The organism is Flintibacter sp., assembly GCF_046973065.1.
On record NZ_JBKVXZ010000057.1, the window covers coordinates 1 to 25373 of the forward strand.

General features: G+C 61.0%; 19 protein-coding genes and 1 pseudogene. 12 read left to right on the top strand and 8 right to left on the bottom strand.

The features are described from left to right. The coding region (locus ACLTXB_RS15570; protein ID WP_428227622.1) for a TetR/AcrR family transcriptional regulator at positions 1–480 on the bottom strand (480 nt) is incomplete at its 3' end. A 178-nt stretch (positions 481–658) separates the two neighbouring features. On the opposite strand from ACLTXB_RS15570, the pseudogene ACLTXB_RS15575 reads away from it, so the two are divergent. Beyond that, positions 659–1360 (top strand): annotated as a pseudogene (locus ACLTXB_RS15575) (ABC transporter ATP-binding protein). 77 nt (positions 1361–1437) lie between these two features. Then, positions 1438–5388 (top strand): FtsX-like permease family protein, encoded by a 3951-nt coding sequence (locus tag ACLTXB_RS15580; protein WP_428227623.1) that lies wholly within the window; start codon positions 1438–1440, stop codon positions 5386–5388. A 430-nt stretch (positions 5389–5818) separates the two neighbouring features. Here the strand turns inward: ACLTXB_RS15580 and ACLTXB_RS15585 are convergent, their stop codons facing one another. Together ACLTXB_RS15585 and ACLTXB_RS15590 are read right to left on the bottom strand one after the other, a co-directional pair. Continuing rightward, entirely contained in the window at positions 5819–7201 is a 1383-nt protein-coding gene (locus tag ACLTXB_RS15585) for a serpin family protein (protein WP_428227624.1), read from the bottom strand. A 125-nt stretch (positions 7202–7326) separates the two neighbouring features. Beyond that, a complete protein-coding gene (locus ACLTXB_RS15590; RefSeq protein ID WP_428227625.1) occupies positions 7327–8178 on the bottom strand; it encodes a C39 family peptidase in 852 nt (283 codons plus the stop codon). A 164-nt stretch (positions 8179–8342) separates the two neighbouring features. Here ACLTXB_RS15590 and ACLTXB_RS15595 point away from each other — a divergent pair, with 164 nt between their 5' ends. Then, positions 8343–8711 (top strand): metallopeptidase family protein, encoded by a 369-nt coding sequence (locus ACLTXB_RS15595; RefSeq protein WP_374737822.1) that lies wholly within the window; start codon positions 8343–8345, stop codon positions 8709–8711. Positions 8712–9370: 659 nt separating this feature from the next. Here the strand turns inward: ACLTXB_RS15595 and ACLTXB_RS15600 are convergent. Both ACLTXB_RS15600 and ACLTXB_RS15605 read right to left on the bottom strand, forming a co-directional pair. After that, complete coding sequence (locus tag ACLTXB_RS15600) at positions 9371–10936, bottom strand: PepSY domain-containing protein (protein WP_428227626.1); 1566 nt, start codon at positions 10934–10936, stop codon at positions 9371–9373. Continuing rightward, positions 10933–11511, bottom strand: coding sequence for an RNA polymerase sigma factor (locus tag ACLTXB_RS15605; protein WP_428223008.1), 579 nt, complete (start codon positions 11509–11511; stop codon positions 10933–10935). Before ACLTXB_RS15605 ends, ACLTXB_RS15600 begins: the two co-directional genes overlap by 4 nt. Positions 11512–11694: 183 nt before the next feature. On the opposite strand from ACLTXB_RS15605, the gene gluQRS reads away from it, so the two are divergent. The 9 genes from gluQRS to ACLTXB_RS15650 all read left to right on the top strand — a co-directional run bounded on the left by gluQRS (position 11695) and on the right by ACLTXB_RS15650 (position 19892). After that, positions 11695–12615, top strand: coding sequence for a tRNA glutamyl-Q(34) synthetase GluQRS (gene gluQRS, locus ACLTXB_RS15610; RefSeq protein ID WP_428227627.1), 921 nt, complete (start codon positions 11695–11697; stop codon positions 12613–12615). Positions 12616–12754: 139 nt separating this feature from the next. Continuing rightward, positions 12755–13051, top strand: coding sequence for a 30S ribosomal protein S6 (gene rpsF, locus ACLTXB_RS15615; protein ID WP_008982301.1), 297 nt, complete (start codon positions 12755–12757; stop codon positions 13049–13051). Between the two features lie 12 nt (positions 13052–13063). Continuing rightward, positions 13064–13579, top strand: a complete 516-nt coding sequence (locus ACLTXB_RS15620; protein WP_008982300.1) for a single-stranded DNA-binding protein — start codon at positions 13064–13066, stop codon at positions 13577–13579. Positions 13580–13618: 39 nt separating this feature from the next. Then, positions 13619–13864 (top strand): 30S ribosomal protein S18, encoded by a 246-nt coding sequence (rpsR, locus tag ACLTXB_RS15625; RefSeq protein ID WP_020989965.1) that lies wholly within the window; start codon positions 13619–13621, stop codon positions 13862–13864. 218 nt (positions 13865–14082) lie between these two features. Further along, positions 14083–14658, top strand: coding sequence for a xanthine phosphoribosyltransferase (locus ACLTXB_RS15630; protein WP_428227628.1), 576 nt, complete (start codon positions 14083–14085; stop codon positions 14656–14658). A 92-nt stretch (positions 14659–14750) separates the two neighbouring features. Then, positions 14751–16022, top strand: coding sequence for a BMP family ABC transporter substrate-binding protein (locus tag ACLTXB_RS15635; RefSeq protein WP_428227629.1), 1272 nt, complete (start codon positions 14751–14753; stop codon positions 16020–16022). A 169-nt stretch (positions 16023–16191) separates the two neighbouring features. Beyond that, positions 16192–17790, top strand: coding sequence for an ABC transporter ATP-binding protein (locus ACLTXB_RS15640; protein WP_428227630.1), 1599 nt, complete (start codon positions 16192–16194; stop codon positions 17788–17790). Position 17791: 1 nt separating this feature from the next. Continuing rightward, a complete protein-coding gene (locus tag ACLTXB_RS15645; RefSeq protein ID WP_428227631.1) occupies positions 17792–18907 on the top strand; it encodes an ABC transporter permease in 1116 nt (371 codons plus the stop codon). Next, entirely contained in the window at positions 18894–19892 is a 999-nt protein-coding gene (locus ACLTXB_RS15650; RefSeq protein WP_428227632.1) for an ABC transporter permease, read from the top strand. The genes ACLTXB_RS15645 and ACLTXB_RS15650 overlap by 14 nt, the downstream gene beginning before the upstream one ends. 68 nt (positions 19893–19960) lie before the next feature. Here ACLTXB_RS15650 and ACLTXB_RS15655 read toward each other — a convergent pair whose 3' ends face one another. The 3 genes from ACLTXB_RS15655 to ACLTXB_RS15665 all read right to left on the bottom strand — a co-directional run. Beyond that, positions 19961–22600 (bottom strand): calcium-translocating P-type ATPase, PMCA-type, encoded by a 2640-nt coding sequence (locus ACLTXB_RS15655; RefSeq protein ID WP_428227633.1) that lies wholly within the window; start codon positions 22598–22600, stop codon positions 19961–19963. A gap of 767 nt (positions 22601–23367) precedes the next feature. After that, positions 23368–24666, bottom strand: a complete 1299-nt coding sequence (locus tag ACLTXB_RS15660; protein WP_428227634.1) for a peptidylprolyl isomerase — start codon at positions 24664–24666, stop codon at positions 23368–23370. A gap of 96 nt (positions 24667–24762) precedes the next feature. After that, positions 24763–25373 (bottom strand): TRCF domain-containing protein (locus tag ACLTXB_RS15665; protein WP_428227635.1); only part of this gene is annotated, 611 nt, incomplete at its 5' end.

Below are 25373 nucleotides of genomic sequence, written 5' to 3' on the forward strand. Positions count from 1 at the left end.
GGCCAGTCCTACCGCGCCCGACACCAAAAAGTCCAGGCAGCAGTTCCACAGCTGCTGGTCTACGGGCAGAAACAGCCCCTGCCAGTCCTCCTGGCACTTTTTATAAATCAGCTGGTCCAGCCGCCGGAAAAAGGAATCCTGGGTGCGCTGGTCCAAAAAGGCCAGCCGCAGCACCGGATCGTCCCGGACAAAGCGGAACACGTCGGTGAGCAGGGGGGTGAGCCCCCGCTGCAAATCTTGGGTGGAATAGGAGGACAACAGCTGGGTCAAACGCTGAAACAGGTCCTGCTCCATCTGGTCCAGCAGATCAAATACATCCTTGTAGTGGGCGTAGAAGGTGCCCCGGTTCACGTCGGCGCGCTGGGTCAGTTCACGCACGGTAATGGAGCGGGCGTCCTTCTCTTTCAGCAGCTCCAGCATGGCCTGCTGCAGACGCATCCGGGTGCGGCGAACCCGGCGGTCCTGGGTGTCCTGGATCATATAGCTCCCTCCTGAAAAGTTTACGAAATCTTTCCACATTTTCCGGACAGAATGTGGAAAATTGTTTGGTTTCAGACAAGAATGGGCAAATGTGTCCCTTGCGTCTGCCGTTGGAACCACTATAATATAAAGTGTAAAAATAATCAACACATGTTCCTTAATCAACAGGAGGACGGGTATGGCATATATTTCACTGGAGCACGTGGTCAAGCGGTATAAAATGGGTGAAGTCACCATCACGGCGGTGGATGACATCACCTTTGACATTGAAAAAGGGGAGTTTGTCATCATCGTGGGTCCCTCGGGCGCGGGCAAAACCACGGTGCTGAATATTTTGGGCGGCATGGACGCCTGCGACGAGGGCACCATTCTGGTGGACGGCAAGGAGATCAGCAAATGCAACTCCCGCCAGCTGACCACCTACCGGCGCTATGACATCGGCTTTGTTTTTCAGTTCTATAACCTGATTCAGAACCTCACCGCCCTGGAAAATGTGGAGCTGGCCGCCCAGATCTGCAAGGAACCTCTTCCGGCCCAGGAGGTACTGTGCCACGTGGGACTGGGGGAGCGGCTCAATAACTTCCCAGCCCAGCTCTCCGGCGGCGAGCAGCAGCGGGTAGCCATTGCCCGTGCGCTGGCCAAAAACCCCAAGCTGCTGCTGTGCGACGAGCCCACCGGCGCGCTGGATTACATCACCGGCAAGGCCATCTTAAAGCTCCTTCAGGACACCTGCCGCCAGTAGGGGATGACGGTGGTGGTCATCACCCACAACACCGCCATTGCACCCATGGCCGACAAGGTGATCCACGTGAAAAACGGCCGGGTGGACCGGATCGTGCGCAACGAGAATCCCATGCCCGTGGAAGAGATTGAGTGGTAAACAGGGCAAAAACAGCACAATAAGGAGCACTTTTAGAACAATATGGACGATTTAAGACAAAGAAAGGGGGCGGCGGCATGAAAAACAGGAGAAAGCGCACCCCCAACCGCCTGCTCACCGATACTCTGCGGGAGATCAAGAATACCCGCAGCCGCTTTATCTCCATCATGATCCTCTCCGCCCTGGCGGTCTGTTTTCTGGCGGGCCTGCGGGTGACCGAGCCCGACATGAAAAACAGCGTGGACCAATATCTGGATGCCCAGCGGCTGATGGACCTGCGGGTGGTGTCCACCCTGGGGCTGACGGAGGAGGACGTGGAGGTGCTCAGCCGTCAGGAGGGGGTGGAGCTGGCCCAGGGGGCCTATACCATCGACGCGACGGTGAAGGTTGAGGATAAGGATTCTACTGTGAAGGCATTATCCTTTACAGATAATTTGAACATCCCCGACCTGCAGGAGGGCCGACTCCCGGAAAAGGCCGGAGAATGTTTGGTAGAACCCCGATTTTTGCAGGAAACAGGCCTTTCTGTGGGGGATACGATCACATTAGACACCGGAACCGTGGATTATAAGGACGCTTTAAAGCAGGCAGAATTTACCATAGTTGGAAGTGCCAACTCTCCGCTGTACATCGGTGTGGAGCGAGGCTCCTCCACGTTGGGCACCGGAAAAGTGAGCTATTTTATTCTGCTGCCCATGGAATCCTTCGATATGGAGACCTATACTGGCGCCTACCTCCTGTTTGAGGGCGCTTCCCAGCTGATGACTTACAGCGATGCCTACGAGCAATTGGTAGAGGAGCGCACCGACCAGATGGAACCTCTCTCCAAAGAGCGGGCCCAGCTGCGGGGAGACTCTATCCGGGACGAGGCCCAGGAGGAGATCGACAAGGCAAAGCAGGAGCTCTCCGACGGGGAAAAAGAGCTTGCCGACGCGTGGCAGGAGCTGCTGGACGGCGAAAACGAGCTCAAAGATGCCCGAAAAGAGCTGGATGACGGCTGGGTTGACTATGAGGAGGGCCGGGAGGAATATCTGGACGGTCTGCAGGACTACTACGAGGGCGAGCGGAAATACGAGGACGGCGTCAAGGAATATGAGGACGGCGTGGCCGAGCTGGAGGACGCCCGAAAGGAGCTGGACGATGGCTGGAACGAGTATTACGACGGCGTCAGGCAGTATAATTCCGGCGTGTCCAAGCTCAACGCGGGCCGCCGGGAGCTGCAGCAGCAGGAGGCCGCCTTCCAGGACGGCCTGACCCAGTTCCGCAATCAGCTGCCCGCCCTGGGCCTGCCCACTTACGGCAGCAACAGCGAGCTGCTCTCCGCCATGGCGGGGGAGCAGGGCGCGGTCATTGACGGCGTACTCAATACCACCCGGAACAATTTATCCAGCGGCATTCAGTTGCTGGACGGCATTGCCAAGCTGGAGAGCCAGCTGGGGGACTACGCCAATGTGGATACCAGCACGCTGACTGCACAGAAAAGCCAGCTGGAGAGCGCCATCAGCGCTCTCCAGAGTGGAATTCAGGCATTGGAGGGCCAATTGGCCGCTCTGGACCCGGCCGCCGAGGACTATGAGGCCCAAAAAGCAGCGCTGGAGGGACAGATTGCCGAGCAGCAGCAGACGCTGGCTCAAAGACAGGGCGAACTGGCCGGATTGGAGCAGGTCATTCCCTATAAGCAGCAGCTGGACAGCCTGCGGGCGCAGCGGGATGCGGCGGGGCTCACCAATACCACCTCCCAGCAGCTGCAATCCCAGCTGGACCAGCTCTATACCACGGTAAATGGGCAAAAAGTACCTGTGTCCACCTCTGTGTTCCTCTCCGGAAACCAGGCCATTCAGGATGGCTGGCAGGAGATCTATGACGGCGAGGCGGAGCTTGCCTCTGCCCGGCGTCAGCTCAACAGCGCTAAAAAGCAGCTGGAAGAGGGCGAGGAGGAGTACGAGGACGGCGTAGCCCAGCTGGAGGACGCCAAAAAGGAACTGGACGACGCCAAGAAGGAATTGGAGGACGGCTGGGCAGAACTGGAGGACGGCCGCCTGGAACTGGAGGACGCCAAGAAAAAGCTGGACGACGGCGAGGCCGACTATGCCCAGGGCTTAAAGGATTGGCAGGACGGCAAGAAGGAGTACGAGGACGGCCTCATCGAGCTCCAGGACGGCAAGAAGACCCTGGAGCAGGAGCGTGCTGACGGACTGGCCGAACTGGCTGACGCCAAGAAGGAGCTGGACGACGGCGAGGCCAAGTACGCCGACGGCTACCAGGAATACCTGGACGGCAAAGCGGAGGCCGAGGCTGAGATCGCCGACGCCAAGAAGAAGGTGGAGCAGGCCCAGCGGGATCTGGACGATCTGGACGACTGTGAGTGGTACCTGCTGGACCGGGACACCAACATGGGCTTTGTCAGCTACTCCATGGACGCCGACCGCATGGGCAACCTGGCCAGCGTATTCCCCCTTATTTTCTTCCTGGTGGCGGCTCTGGTGTGTCTGACCACCATGACCCGCATGGTGGAGGAGCAGCGGGTGGCCATCGGCGGCATGAAGGCTCTGGGCTACTCCAAGGGCGCCATTGCCATCAAATACGTGGGTTACGGCTTCCTGGCCAGTGCGGTAGGCTCCCTGGTGGGTCTGGCGGTGGGCCTGACCCTGCTGCCCTGGATCATCTGTACCTCCTGGAAAATCATCTATACCTTTGGTCCCATCCATTACGGCATTGAGCCGGTCACTTCGGTCACGGCCTGTCTGGCGGCGGTGGGGACCGTCACCCTGTCCGCCCTGGGGGCCTGCTTCAATACCCTGGCCGCCGTGCCTGCCCAGCTCATGCGGCCCAAAGCGCCCCCCATGGGCAAGCGCATCCTGCTGGAGCGCATCACTCCTCTGTGGCGGCGGCTGTCGTTCAACTATAAGATCACCCTGCGCAACCTCTTCCGGTATCAGAAGCGGTTCTGGATGACCGTCATCGGTATCGGCGGCTGCGCCGCCCTCATTGTTACGGCCTTTGGCCTGCGGGACTCCATCTTTGCGGTGATGGAGAAGCAGTATGAGGAGATTTACCGCTACTCCGCCCAGCTGGGGCTGGTGGAGCATATTACCCCCGGCGAGTGGGCCGAGGTGGAAAAGTCGCTGGAGGGCAGCGAGCTGGTAGGGGACTGGACGAAGGAACACACCGAGACCGTCACCGCCGAGACCGACGCCTATACCGCTGACGCCACCCTGGAGGTGGTGGAAAACAGTGAGGTGCTGGAGCGGTTTGTCAACCTGCGTCACCGCACCGACAATGACACCGTTACCCTTCCCGAGGATGGGGTCATCCTCACGGAAAAGCTCTCCCTGCTGCTGGACGTGGAGGTAGGAGATACCATCACCCTGGACGGAGACAGCCGGGTGGAGGTGCGGGTGGCCGACATCACCGAGCACTATATCCAGCACAGCGTGTACATGTCCAGCACCTACTATGAGCAGGTCTTCGGTCAGACTCCGGAGGAAAATGCCGTGCTGGTCTCCTACGACACCCAGGCCGATGGCGCCCAGGAGCTGGAGCAGAAGCTGGTCTCTCTGGACGGCGTCAGCTCGCTTACCCGCATCGAGGACACAAGAAAAACCTTCGGCACCAGCCTGGAGAGCGTGGACTACGCGGTGGCGCTGATTATCGTGTGTGCCGCGGCCCTGGCCTTTGTGGTGCTCTACAACCTGACCAACATCAACATCACCGAGCGTATGCGGGAGCTGGCTACTCTGAAGGTGCTGGGCTTCTACGATGGAGAACTGTCCGCCTATATCTACCGCGAGAACGTGATTCTCACCGTGTTTGGCGTGGCCATGGGCATGGTGATGGGTAAATTCCTCCACCAGTGGCTGATCCTGACGGTGGAAATTGACCTTTTGATGTTCGGCCGCACCGTGGCGCCCACCAGCTATCTGTGGGCGGTGCTGCTGACCACCGTGTTCTCTCTGGTGGTGAACCTGGCAGCCCACCGGAAGCTGAAAAAGCTGGATATGGTGGAGTCTTTGAAAACCGTCGAATAACCTCCGCTTTCTTGAAAGAAAGCTTGGCAAAGAACTTTGTGCGAAACTTCGTTTCGCCTCTGGGATGCTTGCCCAGCCGCCTTGGTTTTGCCAGAGTAGGCGGTGTTATTTCAACGCACCTTTCCACCAAATTTTGCACATAAAGGGCCTAAGGCCCGGGGCAAGAAGAATCACAGATCTTGTCTTTGGGCCGCCGGGAGGATTCTACTATCTGACACGAGGGCGTCCCCCGTAAACGGGGGTCTGGGGGGCAACGCCTATGAACACCGGCGCAAGCCAGGTGTTCATCGAAGGAGCCCACCAGTCACTCTTTGGTTCCTTTCTGGTGATCCAGAAAGGAACCCGCCCCGCTGGGCGGAACCCTCCAAACACAAAAAGCGTCCCCGCAGGAACTCACCCTGCGGGGACGCTTGCTATATCAGAGAAAGAATTACACCTCATTCACCACGCCCACAAACAGGGTCACACCCTGGCTGCGTAGTACAAACAGGAAGGGGCGGTTCAGATCCATGATGCAGGTTTCGTCAGGCGGCGCGCCCGCCCCCATGCCCAATATGGTAACGGCGGCCGCCTCCACGCCTTCCTCATTCACACTCACCCGGGTCATCTGCTGGGCCTGGTTCAGATAGGCATCCAGAGAGGTGAGACCGCTGAGATCCGCCTTGTCGCCATCCAGCAGGTCGGTAATGCCCAGAGATTTCAGGGTGTTCATCAGGTCCAGGTCGGCGGACAGGTCAAACTTGGGTACCGACCACTCCACCGTGCCGTACTGTACATCGGCGGCTCCGGAGCTGAGGCTGGACAGGAAGTTGGGGTCATTGAGCAGTGTCTCGGGAGCCGTGCCTTCCTCTGGCAGGACGAAGAACATCTCGCCCAGTTGGGTTTCCAGAGCAGCAGCCTGATAGCCATCCCGTTTCAGAAAACTACCCGCTTTGGAAGCGTGCATAAAGTCTGCGGAGACGGTATTCCCTGCGGCGGTGGTGAAGTCTCCCGCCTGGGTTTGGGAGGCATCAAAGGGCTCCAGCCAGGCTGCCTTGTAGTAAAGGGAGGAGGCCAGCAGAAGTAGGGTGTCCGGCGCGGTCTCCACCACCGGCCCATCCCTGCCAATGAGACCGCCCGTCTCCTTGGAAATCCAGTCCGTGATGGCCTGATTGGCTCCGGCAGTGCCCATGGGGGTGGTGTATACCCCGGCAAAGTAGTCCCGGCCCAACGTGTCCAGGGTGGACTGGACGTAGTCCCCCTCCTGGGCGTCATTGAGCCACACGGAGTTGGAGAGAATGAGGCTGCTCACCCCGTCGTTGGTGTACAGGCCCTTCCACAGGCGACCCACCTGGTCGGTGAGCTCCCGCTGACCGGCCACCCCCAGGGCGGAGAGCAGCTGGGCCTGGCTGTCTCCCTGGGCGCAGGGTACCAGCATGGCCAAGGCGGCCCACAGGGAGGCAGGGGAGTAGGCGGCGTTTTTCCCCTCCTGGCCTGCCAGAGCCAGGGGAGTGCTCTTGGCGGCAAAGTCGCTCAGGGCAAAGCGGGTGCCCTCAGGGATGCCGCCGCTGCGCAGCTCCATCACCGCGCTGTAATACTCATCGTAGGCGTTGTAGTAGGCGTCCCAGTCAGCGTCAGGGCCGTCCTCGGGCTGCTGAGGAAACTGGGGAAATTCGGGGTAGGTGGGCTCCTTCAGGGTGGTAAAGACGGCCTCGGCCTGGCTCTGGGACGAGCTCTGACTGCCCTGGGGATCGGAAGACTCCCCTTTGGGGCCGCAGCTTGCCAGAGATAAGAGCAGGGCAGAGGCCAGCAAGATGGATACCGTTCGTTTCATGGCAGTACACTCCTTTCCGGTGTTTCCTCTCTACTAATTTAGACGGAATACAGGGTGGAGGGGTTCCAAATCAGGGCACGGATTCTCATCTTTATTATACCCCGTTTTGCTCCGACAGGGAAGGGTCAGGCCAGGGAGTAGGCCCACAGATTGTTGATCTGTCCGGCCAAGGTGTCATAGTCCCAAAGCTGGGAGCTGGTGGAGTGGCGGTTGGGATCGTTGACCCGGATTTTGCCGTCCTCCATCCCCACCAACACGATGAAGTGGCCGCTGGTGGTGAAGTCGCCGGGGCCAACGCTGCAAATGATGGGCTGGCCATTTTTCAGAGCCCGGGTGACCACGCCCTCGTCCAGGGGCAGCTCCTTGGCGGTGAGACCGAAGTGCTCTGCCCCCGTGCGCATCAGATCCCAGCTGGTGCCCACGCCGTCCACATACAGCCCTTGGCTGTCGGCGTACTGGGCAACGGTGTAGGGGGTGATGGTGTTGTCTCCAGTGAGGCCGCAGATCACCATGGACAGGGCGGTGGGACCGCAGCCGTTGAGGGCCATCAGACCATCGCCGTAGTTGGCGTAGCCCCAGCGCATATCCCACTGCATGAGCAGGGGGAATTCGCCCTTTGTCACCGCGCCCACCGTGTCGGCGGGGGTGTCGTGCTTGTGCTGGGGGTAGCCCGCCACAAAGTCCAGAGTCTCACTGTTGCGGGCAAGCAGGGAGAGCAGATTGGCGGGGTAGTCGTCCAGATTTTTCAGTATATACTTGGCCTGGGTCTCCTCCTTGGCCAACTCGCGCAGCTGGGAAAGAGTCTCGCTGCTAATGGTCTGGCCGTCCAGGGACTGGCGGGGCTGGAAGGGAAAATAGCCGGTATAGAGGCGATAGCCTCCCACCACTGCCACCAGGACCAGAAGAATCCAGGGCAGGGGGGAACGGCGACGTTTTTTCTTTGTGGAGGCGGCAGCCTCGCGGGAACGGGATGGCATAGGGAAAACCTCTTTTCTGTCCAAGGGATGTCTTCTATACCATACCGCAGAAAGATTAAATTGATATGGAATAATTCTTAAGTTTTTTCGAAGGTTTTCTGCCCCTTGTATGGGAGCATGGTTTTTGGTATCCTGAGGAAAAGGAAGAAAAGGAGGCATTTGCCATGGTGCCCAGCTACGAGACCATGGGGGACTGGCTGGAGGAGATCGCCCAGCAGTTCCCGGACGCGTTTTTTGAAGAGCTGGACGGAGGCATCCAGCTGGAGGAGCAGGCCCTGCCCGACCCGGAGTTTCCCCCGGGGGAGATGTACATCATGGGGGAGTACTGCAATGATATGCTGGGGCGGTATATCGTACTCTACTACGGTTCCTTTGCTGCTCTGCTCGCTGACGAGGATGAGGAGACCTGGAAGGACGAGATCTTCGCCACTGTGGCCCATGAGTTTACCCACCACATGGAGGATTTTGCGGGGCTGCATGCTCTGGATGATAAGGATGCGGAGTTTTTAAGGCAGGCCAGGGGAGAAGAGTGAGGGTTCCGCCCTGCGGGGCGGGTGACTTTCTGAACGATCAGAAAGTCACCAAAGAATCGCTGGGAGACTCCTTCGATAAACACCTGGCTTGCGCCGGTGTTCATAGGCGTCGTCCCCCAGACCCCCGATTACGGGGGACGCCCTCCTGGGAAATGGGCAATTTTATCCGGCGGGCAAAGACAAGACCGCTGGTCCTTCTTGCCTCGGGCCTTAGGCCCTTTATGTGCAAAATTCGGTGGACATCACGCTGAAATGACACCGCCTACTCTGGCAAAACCGTGGCAGCTGGGCAGTTGTGGGAGACATCCGCCCGACCACCGCCGCACCCAACAGGTAGGGATGCAGGAGGCGGGGTGCGTTAGAGCCGCCCGCCTGTAAATTTTAGATTGGTAGGCCCCAGTGGGCCGAGAGTAGAGGGATGCACGGTCAAAACTTAGGACGCCGGAAGTGACCAAAAGTCCAAAGTGACCCTCTCTCGTAAACAGGGGTCCGGGGGCAAGCCGCCTAGGAATACTGCCGCAGGCAAAGTGTTCCTCGAAGGCGGCCCCCGGCGGCGTTTTGCCTACTTTGCCGCCGTGGGCAAAGTAGGACGCCCCGCAGGGCGTAACTTTTCCCCAAACAAATAGCCCTGGCTGCCGTTGACAGCCAGGGCTTTCTTCTTAATCCCGATCGGATTCGTACTTCAAAATCTGTCCCGTTCCGCCGTGAATGGTGTACTCATACTCCACCCCGCCGGCCTTGAACTCCACTTCATACTCCAGAACGCCGTCGTCCCAGTCCTGCTCCACCTTCATCTCGGAGGTCTGGCTGGCGCTGACCCCTGCGTGGTTGAGGGCGATGGACTTGGCCTTTTCCGCACCGATGTCGGTGGAGGAAGTGCCGGAGCCGCCGCTGGTTTGGCTGCCGCTCTGGCCGGTGGATTGTCCGGAGCTTCCGGAGCCGCCGTAGCTCTCCCGCTCACTCTCCAGCACGGTGGCGGAGGTGAGGGCAATTTTGTACTCATAGCGGGTGTTGCCCGCCATAAATTCCACCTCATAGCACTCGGCGCGGCCGTCGTCGTACTCCAGCCAGGCGTTGCAGTATTTGGTGCTGCTCTCGCTCACCCCGGCATGGCTGAGGGCGGCCTGCTTGGCGGCGCTCTCACCGATGAAGGAGGAGGTATTGGTGGAGGAGCCGGTGTTGGCGCCGTTCTGCTCGGTCTTGTACTTTACCACTTCGCCGGTCTGGGCGTCGATCTCGTAGTCGTATTCGGTGCCCTTCACGTGGAATTCCACCTCATAGACCATGCGTCCATCGTCGTAGTCGTACTCGGCCTCCACAAAGGTGGCGTCGGAGGCGGAGACTCCGGCGTGCTTCAAAGCGGCCTCCTTGGCGGCCTCCAGGCCGATGTAGGCGCTCTGGCTGGCAGAGCCGGAGGTGGTAATGGGAGCGGCGTTTGCCGCGCCGCTGTTCTGCTCATTGCCGGAAGTCTGTCCTTCTAGAGGAGCCTGGGCGGTATAGAGGAGGTTCAGCTCGTTGATGGACAGGCCCACCAGATCCTCAAAGGTCTTGGTGTTGTTGCTGCCCTCCACGATGGCCTGGATGAGGGCGGCCTTACCGGTGGAAATGCCGTACTCCTGGGCCTTTTGGCTCAGCTCCTCGCTGTTTTGGAGGGTCTGAGCCAGCACCGCGCCGTTGACCTGAGCATTGGCCAGGGCGGCGTCGGCCTGGGCGGTGAGCTCCTGCTGAAGCTTCTCGCCCCGCGCCTGGTCGTCGTCTTCCACGGTGATGAGGATGGAGTTGGCCAGCTCATCCACATAGCCGTGCTGCAGGAGGGAGCCGATGATGGCATACATGGCCACGTCGGCCTGGGTGCCTTTCAGGTCCATGCCGTCCAAAATCTCCGCTCCGTCGTCGTTCATGGGGGTGGCGGAGAGAACTTTTTCGTTTTTATTGACCTCCAGCTGGATGCTGGGGTTCACGTCCAGGGACACCAGAGAGGCCACGGCGTTGTTGGCGCTGTAATAGTAGTAGCCTCCGCCGCCGCCCACCAGCACCAGGGCCAGACAGGCGGCCGCCGCCAGGGGAGCCCAGCGTCTCTTTTTCTTCTTCGTTTCCACGGCATTTGTCATGTCGATCACAGTTCCTTTCCCCGTTTCACACCGGGAGAGCACGCCCTCCAGGTCGTTGGGGGCGGCGTGATCCAGGGCGGTGCGCAGCCGGCGTTCCAACTCATGGTCTGTCATGGGGCGTCATCTCCTTCCAGTTTGGTCTTGAGTTTTGACAGGGCTCTGCGATACTTGGACAGCACGGTGGGCAAAGGCAGCTCCAGCAGCTTGGCGATCTCCCGGTGTTTGAGACCGGCCGCGGCGTGGAGCACCACGATCTGCCGTTCCTGGTCGCTGAGGATGTTGAGGGCGGCCTCCAGCACGGCCCGGTCCTCGGGGGTCACCGAGGGGGACTGGGCGGGGATAGCGTGCCACTGCTCCTCTCCCAGGTCCTGGGTGCGGCCACGGTCCCGCAGCTTCATGCGGGCCAGGTTCCGGGTAATGGTGAGCAGCCAGGCCATGGGGGTGCCCTGAGGGCGGTAGAGGTGGCACTTCTCCCAGGCGGTCACGTAGGTGTCCTGGGTCACGTCCTCCGCGTCGTGTCCGCTGCCCAGAATGGACAGGGCCAGGCCGTATACCGCCGCCCGGGTGCGGTGGTACAGCTGAGCCAGAGATTCCCGGTCTCCGGCGGCCAGGCCCGCCATCAGCCCTTCCAGCTGCTGGGGGTCGGGGACGCCATATTCACTTTGCAGTGCTGCCAATAGCATTAGCATGGCGCATTTCTCCTGTCATTTATGAAATGGGGAACGGGGGCATTTTATTGCGTGGAGACGAAAAAATTTCTGGAATTTTTTCGCCCTCCATTATACCCGCCCTTGGGGCTTTCTGGCAAGAGCCTTGCAGGGAGACGGCGGGGTGTGGTATCCTTGGCACAACAAGGAGAGGAGGGGTGGACCATGGAACAGAAAACAGTGCGGGGCCGCTTTGCCCCCAGCCCCAGCGGACGGATGCACCTGGGCAACCTGTGGTCGGCGCTGCTGGCCTGGCTCAGCGCCCGGAGCCAGGGGGGCGAGATGGTGCTGCGGCTGGAGGACCTGGACCCGGACCGGTGTACCCGGGCCTGGTGCGACCAGGTGATGCGGGATCTGGAGTGGCTTGGACTCACCTGGGATAACGAGCCGGTATACCAGTCGGAGCGCACCGCGGTATATGCACAGGCTTTCCACGCCCTGGAGGAGCGGGGCCTCATCTACCCCTGCTACTGCACCCGGGCTGAACGCCTGGCCGCCTCGGCGCCTCACCGCAGCGACGGGCAAACCATCTACGACGGCCGCTGCTCCCGGCTGACCGAGGCGGAGCGGGAGGCCCTCAGCCAGACCCGCCGCCCGGCCTGGCGGGTCAAAGTGGGGCAGGAATCCATTACATTTTGCGATTTTCTATATGGAGAATACAAAGAGGATTTAAAAAACGACTGCGGAGACTTCATTTTGCGCCGCTCCGACGGGGTGTACGCCTACCAGCTGGCGGTGGTAGTGGACGACGCCGCCATGGGGGTAACCCAGGTGGTGCGGGGCAGTGACCTGCTCTCGTCCACCCCGCGGCAGATCTATCTCCAGCGGCTGCTGGGGCTGCCGCAGCCGGAGTACGGCCACGTGCCTTTGCTGCTGGCCGCCGACGGGCGGCGGCTGGCCAAGCGGGACCGGGACCAGGAGCTGGGGGAGCTCCAGAGCCGGTATACCGCGCCCGAGCTTTTGGGCCGCCTGGCCCATCTGGCCGGTCTCATCCCGGAGCCCGCGCCCATCACCGCCCAGCAGCTCGTCCCCCTCTTTTCCTGGGAAAAGCTCCCCCGGGAGGACCTCAAGGTGGAAAAATTTTAAATTATTATAGAGGTAACCCCTTGACTTCTGGACAAAATCAGATATAATAATTAGGCTTGTCTTCCTGAGAAGGCGGGCCTTATCCTTGCTCCCGGCATGAAGACCGGGGGCCACAAGACCATAAGGAGGTGCAAGAAACATGGCAAAGATCACTGCGAACTACGAGGCGATGTATATCCTGGACCCCGCTCTGAGCGAGGAGGCCATCGCTGCTCTGGTTGCGAAGTTCAAGGCCGTCGTGGAGGCTAACGGTACCGTCTCCGAGATCGACGAGTGGGGCAAGCGCCGTCTGGCCTATCCCATCAACGATCTGATGGAGGGCTACTACGTCCTGATGACCTTCAACGCCGCTGCCGCTATCCCCGCCGAGCTGGACCGTATTTTCCGGATCACCGACGGCGTGATGCGTTCCCTCATCGTCTGCAAGGACCAGTAAGGGGGAGCTAAAATGCTCAATCGAATTATTATCATGGGTCGCCTGACCCGTGACCCGGAGCTGCGCCACACCCAGACTGGGACCGCTGTGGCCTCCTTCACCCTTGCGGTGGACCGGGATTTTAAGGACAAGTCCACTGGCGAGCGCTCCACCGACTTCATCGACGTGGTAGCCTGGCGCCAGACCGGCGAGTTTGTCAGCCGCTACTTCACCAAGGGCCGCATGGCCGTGGTAGAGGGCCGGCTGCAGATCCGGGATTGGACGGATAAAGACGGCGGCAAGCGCCGCAGCGCCGAGATCGTGGCGGATAACGTCTACTTCGGCGACTCCAAGCGGGACGGCGACGGAGGCTATCAGAGCTCCGGCTACGCCTCCGGCGGCGGATACTCCGGCGGCTATGCCTCCGGCGGTTACGCTTCCCCCGCTGCTCCGGCCGCGCCTGCGGCCCCCTCCGGCTACGGCGCCCCCTCCATGGGCGGCGACCAGTTTGCCGAACTCTCTGACGACGACGGCGAGCTGCCGTTTTAAATCTTAGACCGTATATGGTCGTAAAAGGAGGTTACTCTCATGGCTATGGAACGTGAAAACCGGGCTCCCCGCGGCCGCAAGCGCCGCAAGGTCTGTGCCTTCTGCGTGGACAAGGTCGAGTGCATCGACTATAAGGACGCTGCCAAGCTGCGCCGCTATACTTCCGAGCGCGGAAAGATCCTGCCCCGCCGCACCACCGGCACCTGCGCCATGCATCAGCGTCAGCTGACCGAGGCCATCAAGCGCGCCCGTCAGGTCGCCCTGCTGCCCTACGTCACCGACTAATTGCATTGCTTCAAGCCTCTCCCAGCTGGGAGAGGCTTTTTTTATTGCTTTCACAGTCCTGTCACAAAAAATTTTGAAAAGGGATTGCACAATGGGCAATTATTTTGTACAATAAAAATGTATTTCTATCGGATCGTGGCCCGCACTGTCGGGCCACGCCGTTGTTTCCGTGCATTATTTGTTTATATTTTACAGATAGAAAGGGTGGCGGCCGGCCTATGGAGCTTTTGAAGGAACGGATTCGCAAAGATGGGAAGGTCAGGGGCACCGACGTGCTGAAGGTGGACAGTTTTCTCAACCACCAGATGGACGTCGATCTCTTCGCGGAGATCGGCAAAGAATTTAAGCGCAGATTTGCAGACTGCGACGTGAACAAGATCCTGACGATTGAGGCTTCGGGCATTGGGATCGCCTGTATCACGGCGCAGTTTTTCCACTGCCCGGTGATTTTTGCCAAAAAGAACCAGACCAAGAACATCGCTGGTGAGGTGTACACCTCCCAGGTGGAGTCCTTTACCCACGGCCGTGTGTACAACATCATTGTGGCCAAGGAGTTTTTGGGCCCGGGCGACAAGGTGCTGCTCATCGACGACTTCCTGGCCAACGGCGCTGCCCTGGAGGGGCTGGCCAAGCTGGTGAAGGACGCCGGAGCGGAGTTGGTAGGCGCCGGTATCGTCATCGAGAAGGCCTTCCAGCCCGGCGGTGACCGCCTGCGCGCCGAGGGCCTGCGGGTGGAGTCTTTGGCAAGAGTCAAGAGCATGAACGAGGAGACCGGCGTGGAGTTCGTGGACTGAGCGTCCCCTTACCGTGGTTAAAACCGGGAAAACTGGTTTTAATAAAAAAGAGGAATAGGAAACGAATGAGAAAACAAGGAGGAACTTTGCACATGAAGAAGAAGATTCTCGCACTTGTACTGGCTCTTGCCATGGTCCTGGGCCTGGCTGCCTGCGGCAGCAGCGGTTCCGGCAGCGGTTCCGGCAGCCAGAGCGGCTCCCAGACCAGCAATTCCGACTTTAAGGTAGGCGCCATCTATATCAACAAGAAGAGCGATACCGCCGGCTACACCTATGCCCATCACACCGGCATCACCAAGGCCATGAAGGAGCTGGGCATGGATCCCGAGACTCAGCTGGTCATCGTGGACCAGGTTCCTGAGGACGACACCCAGGTGGGCGCCGCCGTGGACACCCTGGTGGGTGAGGGCTGCAGCATCATCTTCGGCATCTCCTTCGGTTACCTCAACGAGATGGAAGTGAAGGCTCAGGAGTATCCCGACGTGATCTTCTCCCACGCCACCGGCTTCAAGAGCAACGACACCAACTACAATAACTACTTCGGCCGCATCTATCAGGCCCGCTACCTGGCCGGCATCGCCGCTGGTCTCAAGAGCCTGGAGACCGGCAACAACAACATCGGCTATGTCTCCGCCTATGACACCGAGTACGCCGAGACCTGCTCCGGCATCAACGGCTTCACCCTGGGCGTGCAGGCCGTCAACCCCAACGCCACCGTCTATGTCAAGGAGCTCGGCACCTGGACCGACGAGGTCAACGAGTACGCCTTTGCCGAGGAGCTCATCAAGAGCTACGGCTGCGGTGTGATCGCTCAGCACTGTGACTCCGCTCAGCCCCAGCTGGCCGCGGAGAAGGCCGGCCAGTTCGGTTGCGGCTACAACTCCGACATGACCGCCGATGCCCCCGCTGCCCACCTCACCGCTCCCGTGTGGAACTGGGATGTGTACTACAAGCTGGCCATTCAGACCGCCATGGAGTGTGAGTCCGCTGACCAGTTTGTGGAGAAGATGGGCGGCCCCGCTTACTACGGCGGCCTGAATGAGGGCATGGTTGACGTGTCCCCCCTGAGCGAGAACTGCGCTGCCGGTACTCAGGACGCCATTGACCAGGTCAAGGCCCTGATCGCCTCCGGCGAGTGGGACGTGTTCTCCGGCGTGAAGCTGAACATCACCGTCACTGACGGCAAGGCTACCATCGAGAAGGTGGACGCTCCCCTGGTCACCAGCGACCGGGATGAGGTGAAGGACGACCAGGTGGTCGTTGCCGCCAACACCGAGATCGTGCCCGCCGGCGGTCCCTCCGTGGAGGACAGCGTCATCACCGGTAGCATGAACTACCTGGTGAAGGGCGTTGTGGTGGCCTGATCCGCCCGCGCAGCTGTCTGAAGACCCGAACAACCGGGCCGGCCAACCGGCCGGCCCGGTTTTGATTTTTGCAGCTTGGGCCGGAACAAGGTCCGGTTTGAACTGGAAAAACCAAACCTGAAACAAAACCGACAACGATTTGCAGATACGAAAGAGGGAGTGTGATTCCATGGCGGAGGAATACGCCATTGAAATGCGGGGGATTACCAAGACCTTCGGAAGCGTGGTGGCCAACAAGGACGTGAACCTGACCCTGCGCCGAGGCGAGATCCTGGCTTTGTTGGGAGAAAACGGCTCGGGCAAGACCACGCTGATGAATATGCTCTCCGGCATTTACCAGCCCGACGGAGGAGAGATCTTCGTGGAGGGCAAGTCCGTGTCCATCCACTCCCCCCAGGAGGCCAAGCGCCTGGGGATCGGCATGGTCCATCAGCACTTCAAGCTGGTGGAGGTTTTCTCTGCCGCGGACAACATCTGGATGGGCAAGGAGAAGGCGGGCTTTTTGCTGAAAAAGGACCGCTATGCCCAGATCAAGACCATGGCCAAAAAGTTTGGGTTTGACATCGACCCCAAAAAGAAAGTCAAGAACATGGCCGTGTCGGAAAAGCAGACCCTGGAGATCATCAAGGTGCTGTATTACGGCGCCAAGGTCATCATTCTGGACGAGCCCACCGCCGTTTTGACGGTGCAGGAGATCCAAAAGCTCTTTGCGGTGCTGCGCCGCATGAAGGAGCAGGGACACTCCATCATCATCATTACCCACAAGCTCAATGAGGTAATGGACATTTCCGACCGGGTGGCCATCCTGCGCAAGGGCGAGTACATTACCACCGTGGAGACGGCCCAGACCAACGAGCAGGAGCTCACCGAGTGGATGGTGGGCCGGAAGGTGGACCTGAACATCGAGCGCCCTGTGGTGGAAAAGACCCGGCCTCTGCTGGAGATCCGGGACCTCACCATCGACAACGACGAGGGCGCGGTGGCCATCGACAAGGTGAGCTTCTATATCCGCGGCGGCGAGATCCTGGGTGTGGCCGGCATTGCAGGCTGCGGCCAGAAGGAGCTGTGTGAGGCCATTGCCGGCCTGCGGCCGGTGCGGTCGGGCCTGATGATCCACAAGGGAGACAACATTGTGGGCCTTTCCCCCAAGGCCATTTTGGAAAAGGGCATCTCCATGTCCTTTATCCCGGAGGACCGGCTGGGCATGGGCCTGGCGCCCTCCATGTCCATTACGGACAATATGATCCTGAAAAACTACTCCGAGACCAAGGGTCCCCTGGTGGACCGGAAGGCGGGCCGGGCGGCGGCGGAGCAGGTCATTGAGCAGCTGGGCGTGGTGACGCCCTCCACCGAGACGCCGGTGCGCCGCCTGTCCGGCGGCAACGTGCAGAAGGTGCTGCTGGGCCGGGAGATCAAGGCCGGTCCCAACGTCATCGTCACTGCCTACCCGGTGCGCGGCCTGGATATCAACTCCTCCTACGCCATCTATAACATCCTCAACCAGCAGAAAAAGGACGGCGTGGGTATCCTCTTTGTGGGCGAGGACCTGGACGTGATGCTGGCCCTGTGCGACAAGATCATGGTGCTGTGCCACGGAAAGGTGATGGGCGTGGTCCACGCCCACAAGACCAGCAAGGAGGAGCTGGGCCTGATGATGACCGGCGCGCTGGATCTGACCAACAAGTATGAGGACAAGCCTGCCGGCATCGCCAAGGACACCAACATTTCCCAGGAACAGCTGGAGCAGAGCAAGAGGGAGGAGGAGTGACATGGGATTTCATATCGTAAAGCGGGACAGCTGTCCGATGTGGAAAAAGCTGTCGCTCTATCTCGGGGCGGTTCTGCTGGCGCTGGTGGTGGGCGGCCTGCTGCTGCTGGCCATCGGAGTCAACCCCATCGCCTACTACCAGCGCATGTTCACCATGGGCATGATCGGCAACAAGATCGCCTATAAGACCTTTGAAAACTATCTCAAGGTCTTTGTCCCCCTGGTGCTCACCTCGGTGGCCCTGTCCCTGTCCTTTAAAATGCGCTTTTGGAACATCGGCGGCGAGGGCCAGTTCATCCTGGGCGCGGTGGCCTCCGGCGCGGTGGCGCTGAAGCTAGGCAGCGTGCTGCCGGATGGCGTGACCCTGCTGCTCATGTGCCTGGCCGGTATGCTGGCCGCCGGGCTGTACGGGGCTCTGGTAGCGGCGCTGAAGGTGAAGTTCGGCACCAACGAGACCCTGATGACCCTGATGCTCAACTATGTGGCCCTGTACTTCCTGGTGTTCCTGGGGGAGACCCAGGCCTCCTGGAACTTCTTCCTGGATACCTCCTCGGCCCGTCCGGTGTTTGCTAACTTCAGCAAGGAGGTCTCCTTCCCCACCATTCCCATCGGTAAATTCCAGCTCAACGTGTGCGTGATCTTTACCCTGATCATCGGCGTGCTGGTCTACGGCTACCTCAAGTACTCCAAGCAGGGCTATGAGATCGCCGTGGTGGGCGACAGCGTGGGCACCGCCCGGTATGCGGGCATGAAGGTCAACCGCATCGTGCTGCGCACCGTGTTCCTGTCCGCCTGTCTCATCGGTCTGGCCGCCGCCTTCAAGGTGGGCACCGTGGGCATCCTGTCCTCCTCGTTTACCGACGATGTGGGCTGGACCGGCGTCATCGTGGCCTGGCTGTCTCAGCTGAATACCGGAGCCATCTTCCTGGTGTCGGCCCTCATCTCCATGCTTCAGCACGGCTCCACGGTGGCGGCAGCCACCTTTGCCCAGGTGGATTCCAGCTTTGCGGATATGCTCCAGGGCGCCATTCTGTTTTTGGTGCTGGCCGCGGATTTCCTGATCCGCTTCAAGATCGTTCGAACCAAGAAAGGGGGCGGCGAGAATGGAAATGGATAAAATGGGGGTGGTAACCACCTTCATCCACAACATCGTGGTCTATAACATCCCTCTGCTCTACGGCACCGCCGGAGAGATCATGGTGGAAAAGTCGGGCAGCCTGAACCTGGGCGTGGAAGGCATCATGGCGGTGGGCGCCATCTTTGGCTATATCGTGGGCTGCTACGCCAACAGTCTGGGCGTGGGCATCCTGATGGCCTTCCTGATGGGGGCGCTGTGCGGCCTGCTGTTTGCCGCTCTTACCGTCTCCCTCCAGGCCAACCAGAACATCACCGGCCTGACCCTGACGACCTTCGGCCTGGGTGTGTATTTCTTTGTGGGCAACGGCGTCAAGACCATCAGCTGGCCGGTCATGAACGACTACGCCAACATCAAAGACGGCTTTGCCAACCTGCCCATTCCCGGCCTGTCCCAGATCCCGGTGCTGGGTGAGGGACTGTTTAACCACAACGTTCTGGTCTATCTGGGCGTGGTTATCGCCCTGGTGATGTGGTGGTATCTCAACCGCACCAACCCCGGCCTGCGGCTGCGAGCGGTGGGCGAGAACCCCGGCGCTGCCGACTCGGTGGGCGTCAATGTAAAGCGGTATAAGTATATCCACATCTGCCTGGGCTGCGGTGTCATGGGCATCGGCGGGTACTATATGGCCCTGAACATGTCCGGCTCCTTCAACAGCAGCTGCTGGATCAACGGCTACGGCTGGATTGCGGTGGCTCTGGTCATCTTCGCCAACTGGAACCCCGCCCTGGCCATCCTGGGCACCTTTGTCTTTGGCTTCTTCAACACCCTGCGGGTGTCGGGCTCCAGCCTGGCCGCCGCCTTCCCCGAGGGGCTGGGCTGGCTGGCCGCGGTGCCCACCCAGCTCTACCAGGCCCTGCCCTTTATCATCACCGCCGTGGTACTGGTGGTCACCTCCGTGCGCAAGCGGGAGGGCTCCGGCCAGCCTCAGGCGCTGGGCCTCAATTACTTCCGGGAGGAGCGGTAAGGCGCTTCCCATCCAAATTGTAAAAAACGGCCGCCACCCTTTGGGGTGGCGGCCGTTTTTTGCAGTTCTCAGGGCGCTGTGGCTGTCTGCCTGGCGCTGGTTTTTTTGCTGGTAATAGCTTTGCTGATCTCACAGATGGGAATGGGAGCTGCGGAGAGGAGGAGCACCGTGAGCCACTGGTACAGGTCCAGGGAGACGGTGGAAAAGACGCTCTGGAGAGGCGGCACCAGTAAAACCGCCAGCTGGAGCGCCAGCCCGGCCAGAAAGGCCCGATTCATGGCGGAGTTGGACAGAGGACCCATGGCAAACAGGGAGCGGTCCTCGCTGCGCACGTTGAAGGCGTGGAAGAGCTGGCAGAGGGTGAGGGTGGCAAAGGCCATGGTGTTGGCCACAGGGCCTTCACTGCCCGGCGCGGCCAGACGGGTAAAGCCCAAAAAGTAGGCCGCCAGGGTGAGAACGCCCACCATCAGTCCCTGCCACAGCAGGCGCAGGGTGAATTTCCCGTCAAACAGCCCGGCCCGTGCGTCCCGGGGCGGCTGGTCCATGACGCCCGGCTCCACCGGCTCCACGCCCAGCGCCAGGGCGGGGAGAGAGTCGGTGACCAGATTGAGCCACAAAAGCTGCACGGGGGCCAAGGGCATGGTGCCGAAGTCCAGCAGGGTGGCGGTAAAGATGGTGAAGATCTCGCCGATGTTACAGGAGAGCAGGTAGTGGATGGCTTTGCGGATGTTGGAGTAGATACCCCGGCCTTCCTCGATGGCGGCCACGATGGTGGAAAAGTTGTCGTCGGTGAGGATCATGTGGGCGGACCCCTTGGCCACGTCGGTGCCGGAGCGGCGCATGGCGCAGCCGATGTCGGCGGCCTTCAGGGCGGGGGCGTCATTGACGCCGTCCCCCGTCATGGCTACCACCAGTCCGCGCTTTTGCCTGGCCTGGTCTATGCGCATCTTGTGCTCTGGAGACACCCGTGCTATGACGGTAAAGCGGTGGATGTCCTCCTCCAGCACCTCCTGGGGCATAAAGTCCAGTTCCGGGCCGGTAAGGGTGAGCTCCCCAGGGCGGAGGATGTCCAGCTCCCGGGCCACAGCGGAGGCGGTTGCCCGGTGGTCGCCGGTAATCATCACCGGCCGCACCCCGGCCTGGTGGCAGCGCTCCACCGCTAGCTTGGCCTCCGGCCGGGGCGGGTCCATCAGGCCAAAGAGGCCTAAAAAGGTGAGGTTGTCCTCCAGCAGTTGGGGAGTGAGCTGGGCGGGGAGGAAGGACAGGTCCCGAAAGGCCACCGCCAGCACCCGCAGGGCCTTGCGGGCCATCTCCTCGTTGGCGGCGGTAATCCGGCCCCGGTCGTCGGGGGAGAGGGGACCCTTCGGACCCTGGGTACACTGGGGCAGCAGCACGTCGGGAGCGCCCTTCACATACACCCGGTAGCCGCCCTCCGGCAGGGCGTGGATGGTGGACATGCGCTTGCGGGTGGAGTCAAAGGGCAGCTCGTCAGTCCGGGGCAGCGCCTCCTCCAGCTTGTGCTGGTCCAGCCCCTCCTGGGCCGCCGCCACCAATAGAGCCCCTTCGGTGGGGTCGCCGGAGGCTACGGGAGCACCCGCCCGCCACTCCAGCCGGGCGTCGGAGCACAGCGCGCCCCCGGTGAGGGCCTCCCGCCGGTGTCCGCCGGGGAGCAGCCACAGCTGCTGGACCGTCATGCGGTTTTGGGTGAGGGTGCCTGTCTTGTCCGAGCAGATGACCCCGGCGCAGCCCAGAGTCTCCACAGCGGGCAGCTTTTTCACGATAGCGCCCCGCCTGGCCATGCGGCCTACCCCCAGAGCCAGCACAATGGTAACAATGGCGGGCAGGCCCTCCGGGATGGCGGCCACCGCCAGGGAGACGGCGGTGAGGAACATATCCAGCATCTTTTTCCCCTGGAGGAGCCCCAACCCAAACATCACCGCGCACACGCACAGGCACAGAAAGGACAGCTTTTGGGAAATTTCTGCCATCCGGGCCTGGAGGGGGGTGGTGCCCTCCTCCTGGTCGGAGAGCATCCCGGCGATATGGCCCATCTGGCTGTCTTCGCCGGTGGCGCAGACCACCGCCGTGCCCCTGCCGGCGGTGACCAGGGTGCCGGAGAGGACCATGTTGACCCAGTCACCCAGAGGGGCGTCGGGGGCAAGAATGAGGTCCGGGTCCTTTTCCACCGGGGCGGACTCGCCGGTCATGGTGCTCTCGTCGGTTTGCAGGCGGCTGGAGGACAGGAGCCGGGCATCGGCAGGGACAAGGTCCCCGGCTTCTAAGTAGATAATGTCCCCCGGAACCAGGTCGCTGGCCTGGACCCGGGTTTGGCGGCCGTCCCGCAGAGCCTGAGCCATGGGGGAGGAGAGCTTCTGCAACTCCTCCAGGGCCTGTTGGGCCCGGTCCTCCTGGGAGATGGACAGGACGCTGTTGACCACCACAATGACCAGAATAATGGCCCCGTCCAGCCAGTCCTTTCCGCCGCTCACCGCCAGAGACAGCCCTGCCGCTGCCAGCAGCACCACGATCATGGGGTCGGTGACCTGAGCCAGCACCCGGGCCAGAAGGCTGGCCTGTTTGGGGGCGGGGAGCTCATTGGGACCGTAGCGGTCCAGGCGGTCCTTGGCCTGCTTGGCGGTAAGGCCCTGGGGCCGGGCGTCCAATTCCTCTAACAGATGGTCTGTGGGTATACTGTGCCAGTTGTTCATGGTTGTCTCGCTCCTTCCTTGTTCTGCCAGTATAGACCATGGCCTGTCCATATTTTAGGGAATTGGGGAGGGGAGGAAATTTATTCCTTTTTTAAGCGGGGGAGAGTCCGCCCTGGTGGGCGGGTTCCTTTTTGTTTGCCCAAAAAGGAACCAAAAATGCCCCGGGGGTTGCGTTCCGATGAACACCTCGCCGAAGGCGGGTGTTCATAGTCTCTTACCCCCGGACCCCCGGCTACGGGGGACGTCCTCTTGGGGGTATGGTTGTGCCTTCCCGGCGGGCCTAAGACAAGATCCTCTGTCCTTCTTGCCTCGGGGACACAGGCCCCTACCTGGGCAGAAATTAAGAACGATTTGCGCTGTACAGACACCGCCTACCTTGGCAGAGCCGTGGCAGCTGGTCCGCCCAGCCACCGCCGCACCCAACAGGAAGGCAGGCACCAGGCGGTGTCATTCAGAGGTGCAATGCCAACAAATTTGGATGGAAGTAGGCCCCAGTGGGCCGAGAGTAGGAGGGGAACAGATCTTGATTTTGCCCGCCGGAAATAACTGCCGGACCGAAGTGCCCCGCTTTCGTAGAAGGGGTCCGGGGATAAGCTGACTGTGAGCACCACCGTAGGTAGGTGCTCACCGGAGGCGATCCCCGGCGGCGTTTTGCCTACTTTGCCGCCGTGGGCAAAGTAGGACGCCCCCGCAGGGCGGAACTCTCCAAGTAAAAAAGTGGGAGCGACGTGTTTCGTCACTCCCACAAGAGAAATATTCAGGAAGGATTAAGAGGCACTGGAGCTGCCGCTGGAACTACCGCTGGAGCTGCTGCTGGAATCCCCGGAGCTCTCCTCCTGCGCGGCAGTCACCTCCGCCTGCACCGCGGTGCGCAGGGCGGTGAGCTGGGTGTAGAAGGCGGCGGGATCGATCTTCTTGTACTCGTCGTTGGTCTCCACAGGGAACTGCTCCAGCCAGCCCTGCTGCCGCTGGCTCATGAGATAGGAGACGTACTGATCCCGGTAGTCGGCGGCCTGGATGGGCAGGCGGAGAATGATGTGATAGCCGTAGGTGCTCTCCACAATGCCGCTGATCTCGCCGGGCTGGAGGGCCAGGGCGGCCTCCTCAAAGGCGGCTACCATCTGGCCGGACTTGGCCTCGTAGCCCTCGGGGCTGTTCACGTTGCCGGAGGAGTCGGTGTCCTCGCTGTACTCCTTCATCAGCTCATCAAACAGGGCTTCCTTGTCGCTGGCGGCCTGGAGCTGGGCGAGAATGTCCTCGGCGGTGGCTTTCTTCTGGGCCACGGTGGCGTCGTCCAGCGGCTCGTACTCGCCGGTGGCCTTGCCGTCCGCGTCCTTGATGGGCTTGCTGGTGTCCACGGTCTTGAGCAGGATGTGCTTGGCCTTGTAGGCGATCTGCAGGTTGTCGGAGACATAGGTAAGGATGTCCTCATCCTTGGGGGCGTCGGGAGCGCCGTCGCCGTAGTAGCGGTTCATCAGCTGGGTGTTCAGGTCGCCGGCCTGCATCATGCGGGTGTACAGGTCCCGGGTGAGGGCGCTGGACCAGAGCATGTGATCTACCATGGCATCGCCCCCGGCCTGCTGGGCAAAGCTGTCTATGGCCTGCTGGATGGTCTGAGCGGACTCGTCAGAGACAGACAGTCCCTCCTGCTGGGCGATGACAGGGACCAGAGCGTACAGAGCGGCGGTCTGCAGGGCGTTGTTCAAAAAGCCCTCCGCCATGGTGGAGCCGTCCTCCATCTCGGTGTCCCAGGGCAGGTCAGAGGCGCTCATGCCCATCATGGCGTAGTACTGAGCGGTGCCGTCCACGGTGGCGGCCAGCCAGTAGAGCAGGCTGTCGGCGGTGATCTCCGTGTCGCCCACCGTGGCCACCACGGTGTCGCCGGAGAGACCGGCGGTGGACAGGAAGGGGTCGGTCACGGAGGAGAGGTCCATGGCCTGGACCTGGGAGGAGCTGCCGTCGCTGGAGCTGCTGGAGCTGCCGCCCTTTGCACCGCAGCCGGTGAAGGCGGTGAGGGCCAGAACAAGAGACAGGGAGAGGGCTCCCAGACGTTTCAAGGTAGGCATGGTACAGATCCTTTCTTATTTCACGATGATTTCAGACTAAATTAAGCTTGGGTCAGACCATCATAGCACAAACCGGGCATTAGGGCAAGCAAAGTCTCAGCCCAGAGCGGAAAAGGCGGAGATGAGAGCCTGGGCGGTGCGCAGGGGCTCGTCGCCGCTGCGCAGGCGCAGGATAAAGCGGGGTACGTCTCCGGGGATGAGGAGCAGCCGGTCCTTGAACTTGGGGTCGGCACACAGGGCGGAGAATTGCTCCAGATTGAACTGGTCCAGGGTAAAGACCAGCTGGCCCTTCTTCTGGGCGATGTCAGTGACCCCGGCCTGGGAGGCGGCGGCGCGGAGCAATGCCACCGAGATGAGGTTGTTCACCGTGCGGGGCGGCTCACCGTAGCGGTCGATGAGCTCATCCACCAGATCGTCGGCCTCGCTCTCGTCCCGGATGGCGGCGATGCGGCGGTAGAGGTCCATGCGCTGTTCGGGGGAGGGAACATACCGGTCGGGGATGGAGGCGGCCACGCTGAGGTCGGCGGAGCACTCGGTGCGCTTGGGGGGCGTCTGGCCCTGCTCGGTCAAAACGGCCTCCTCCAGCAGCTTCAGGTACATATCGTAGCCCACGGAGAGCATAAAGCCGCTCTGCTCGGGGCCCAGCACGTTGCCCGCGCCCCGGATCTCCAGGTCCCGCATGGCGATCTTGAAGCCGGAGCCGAACT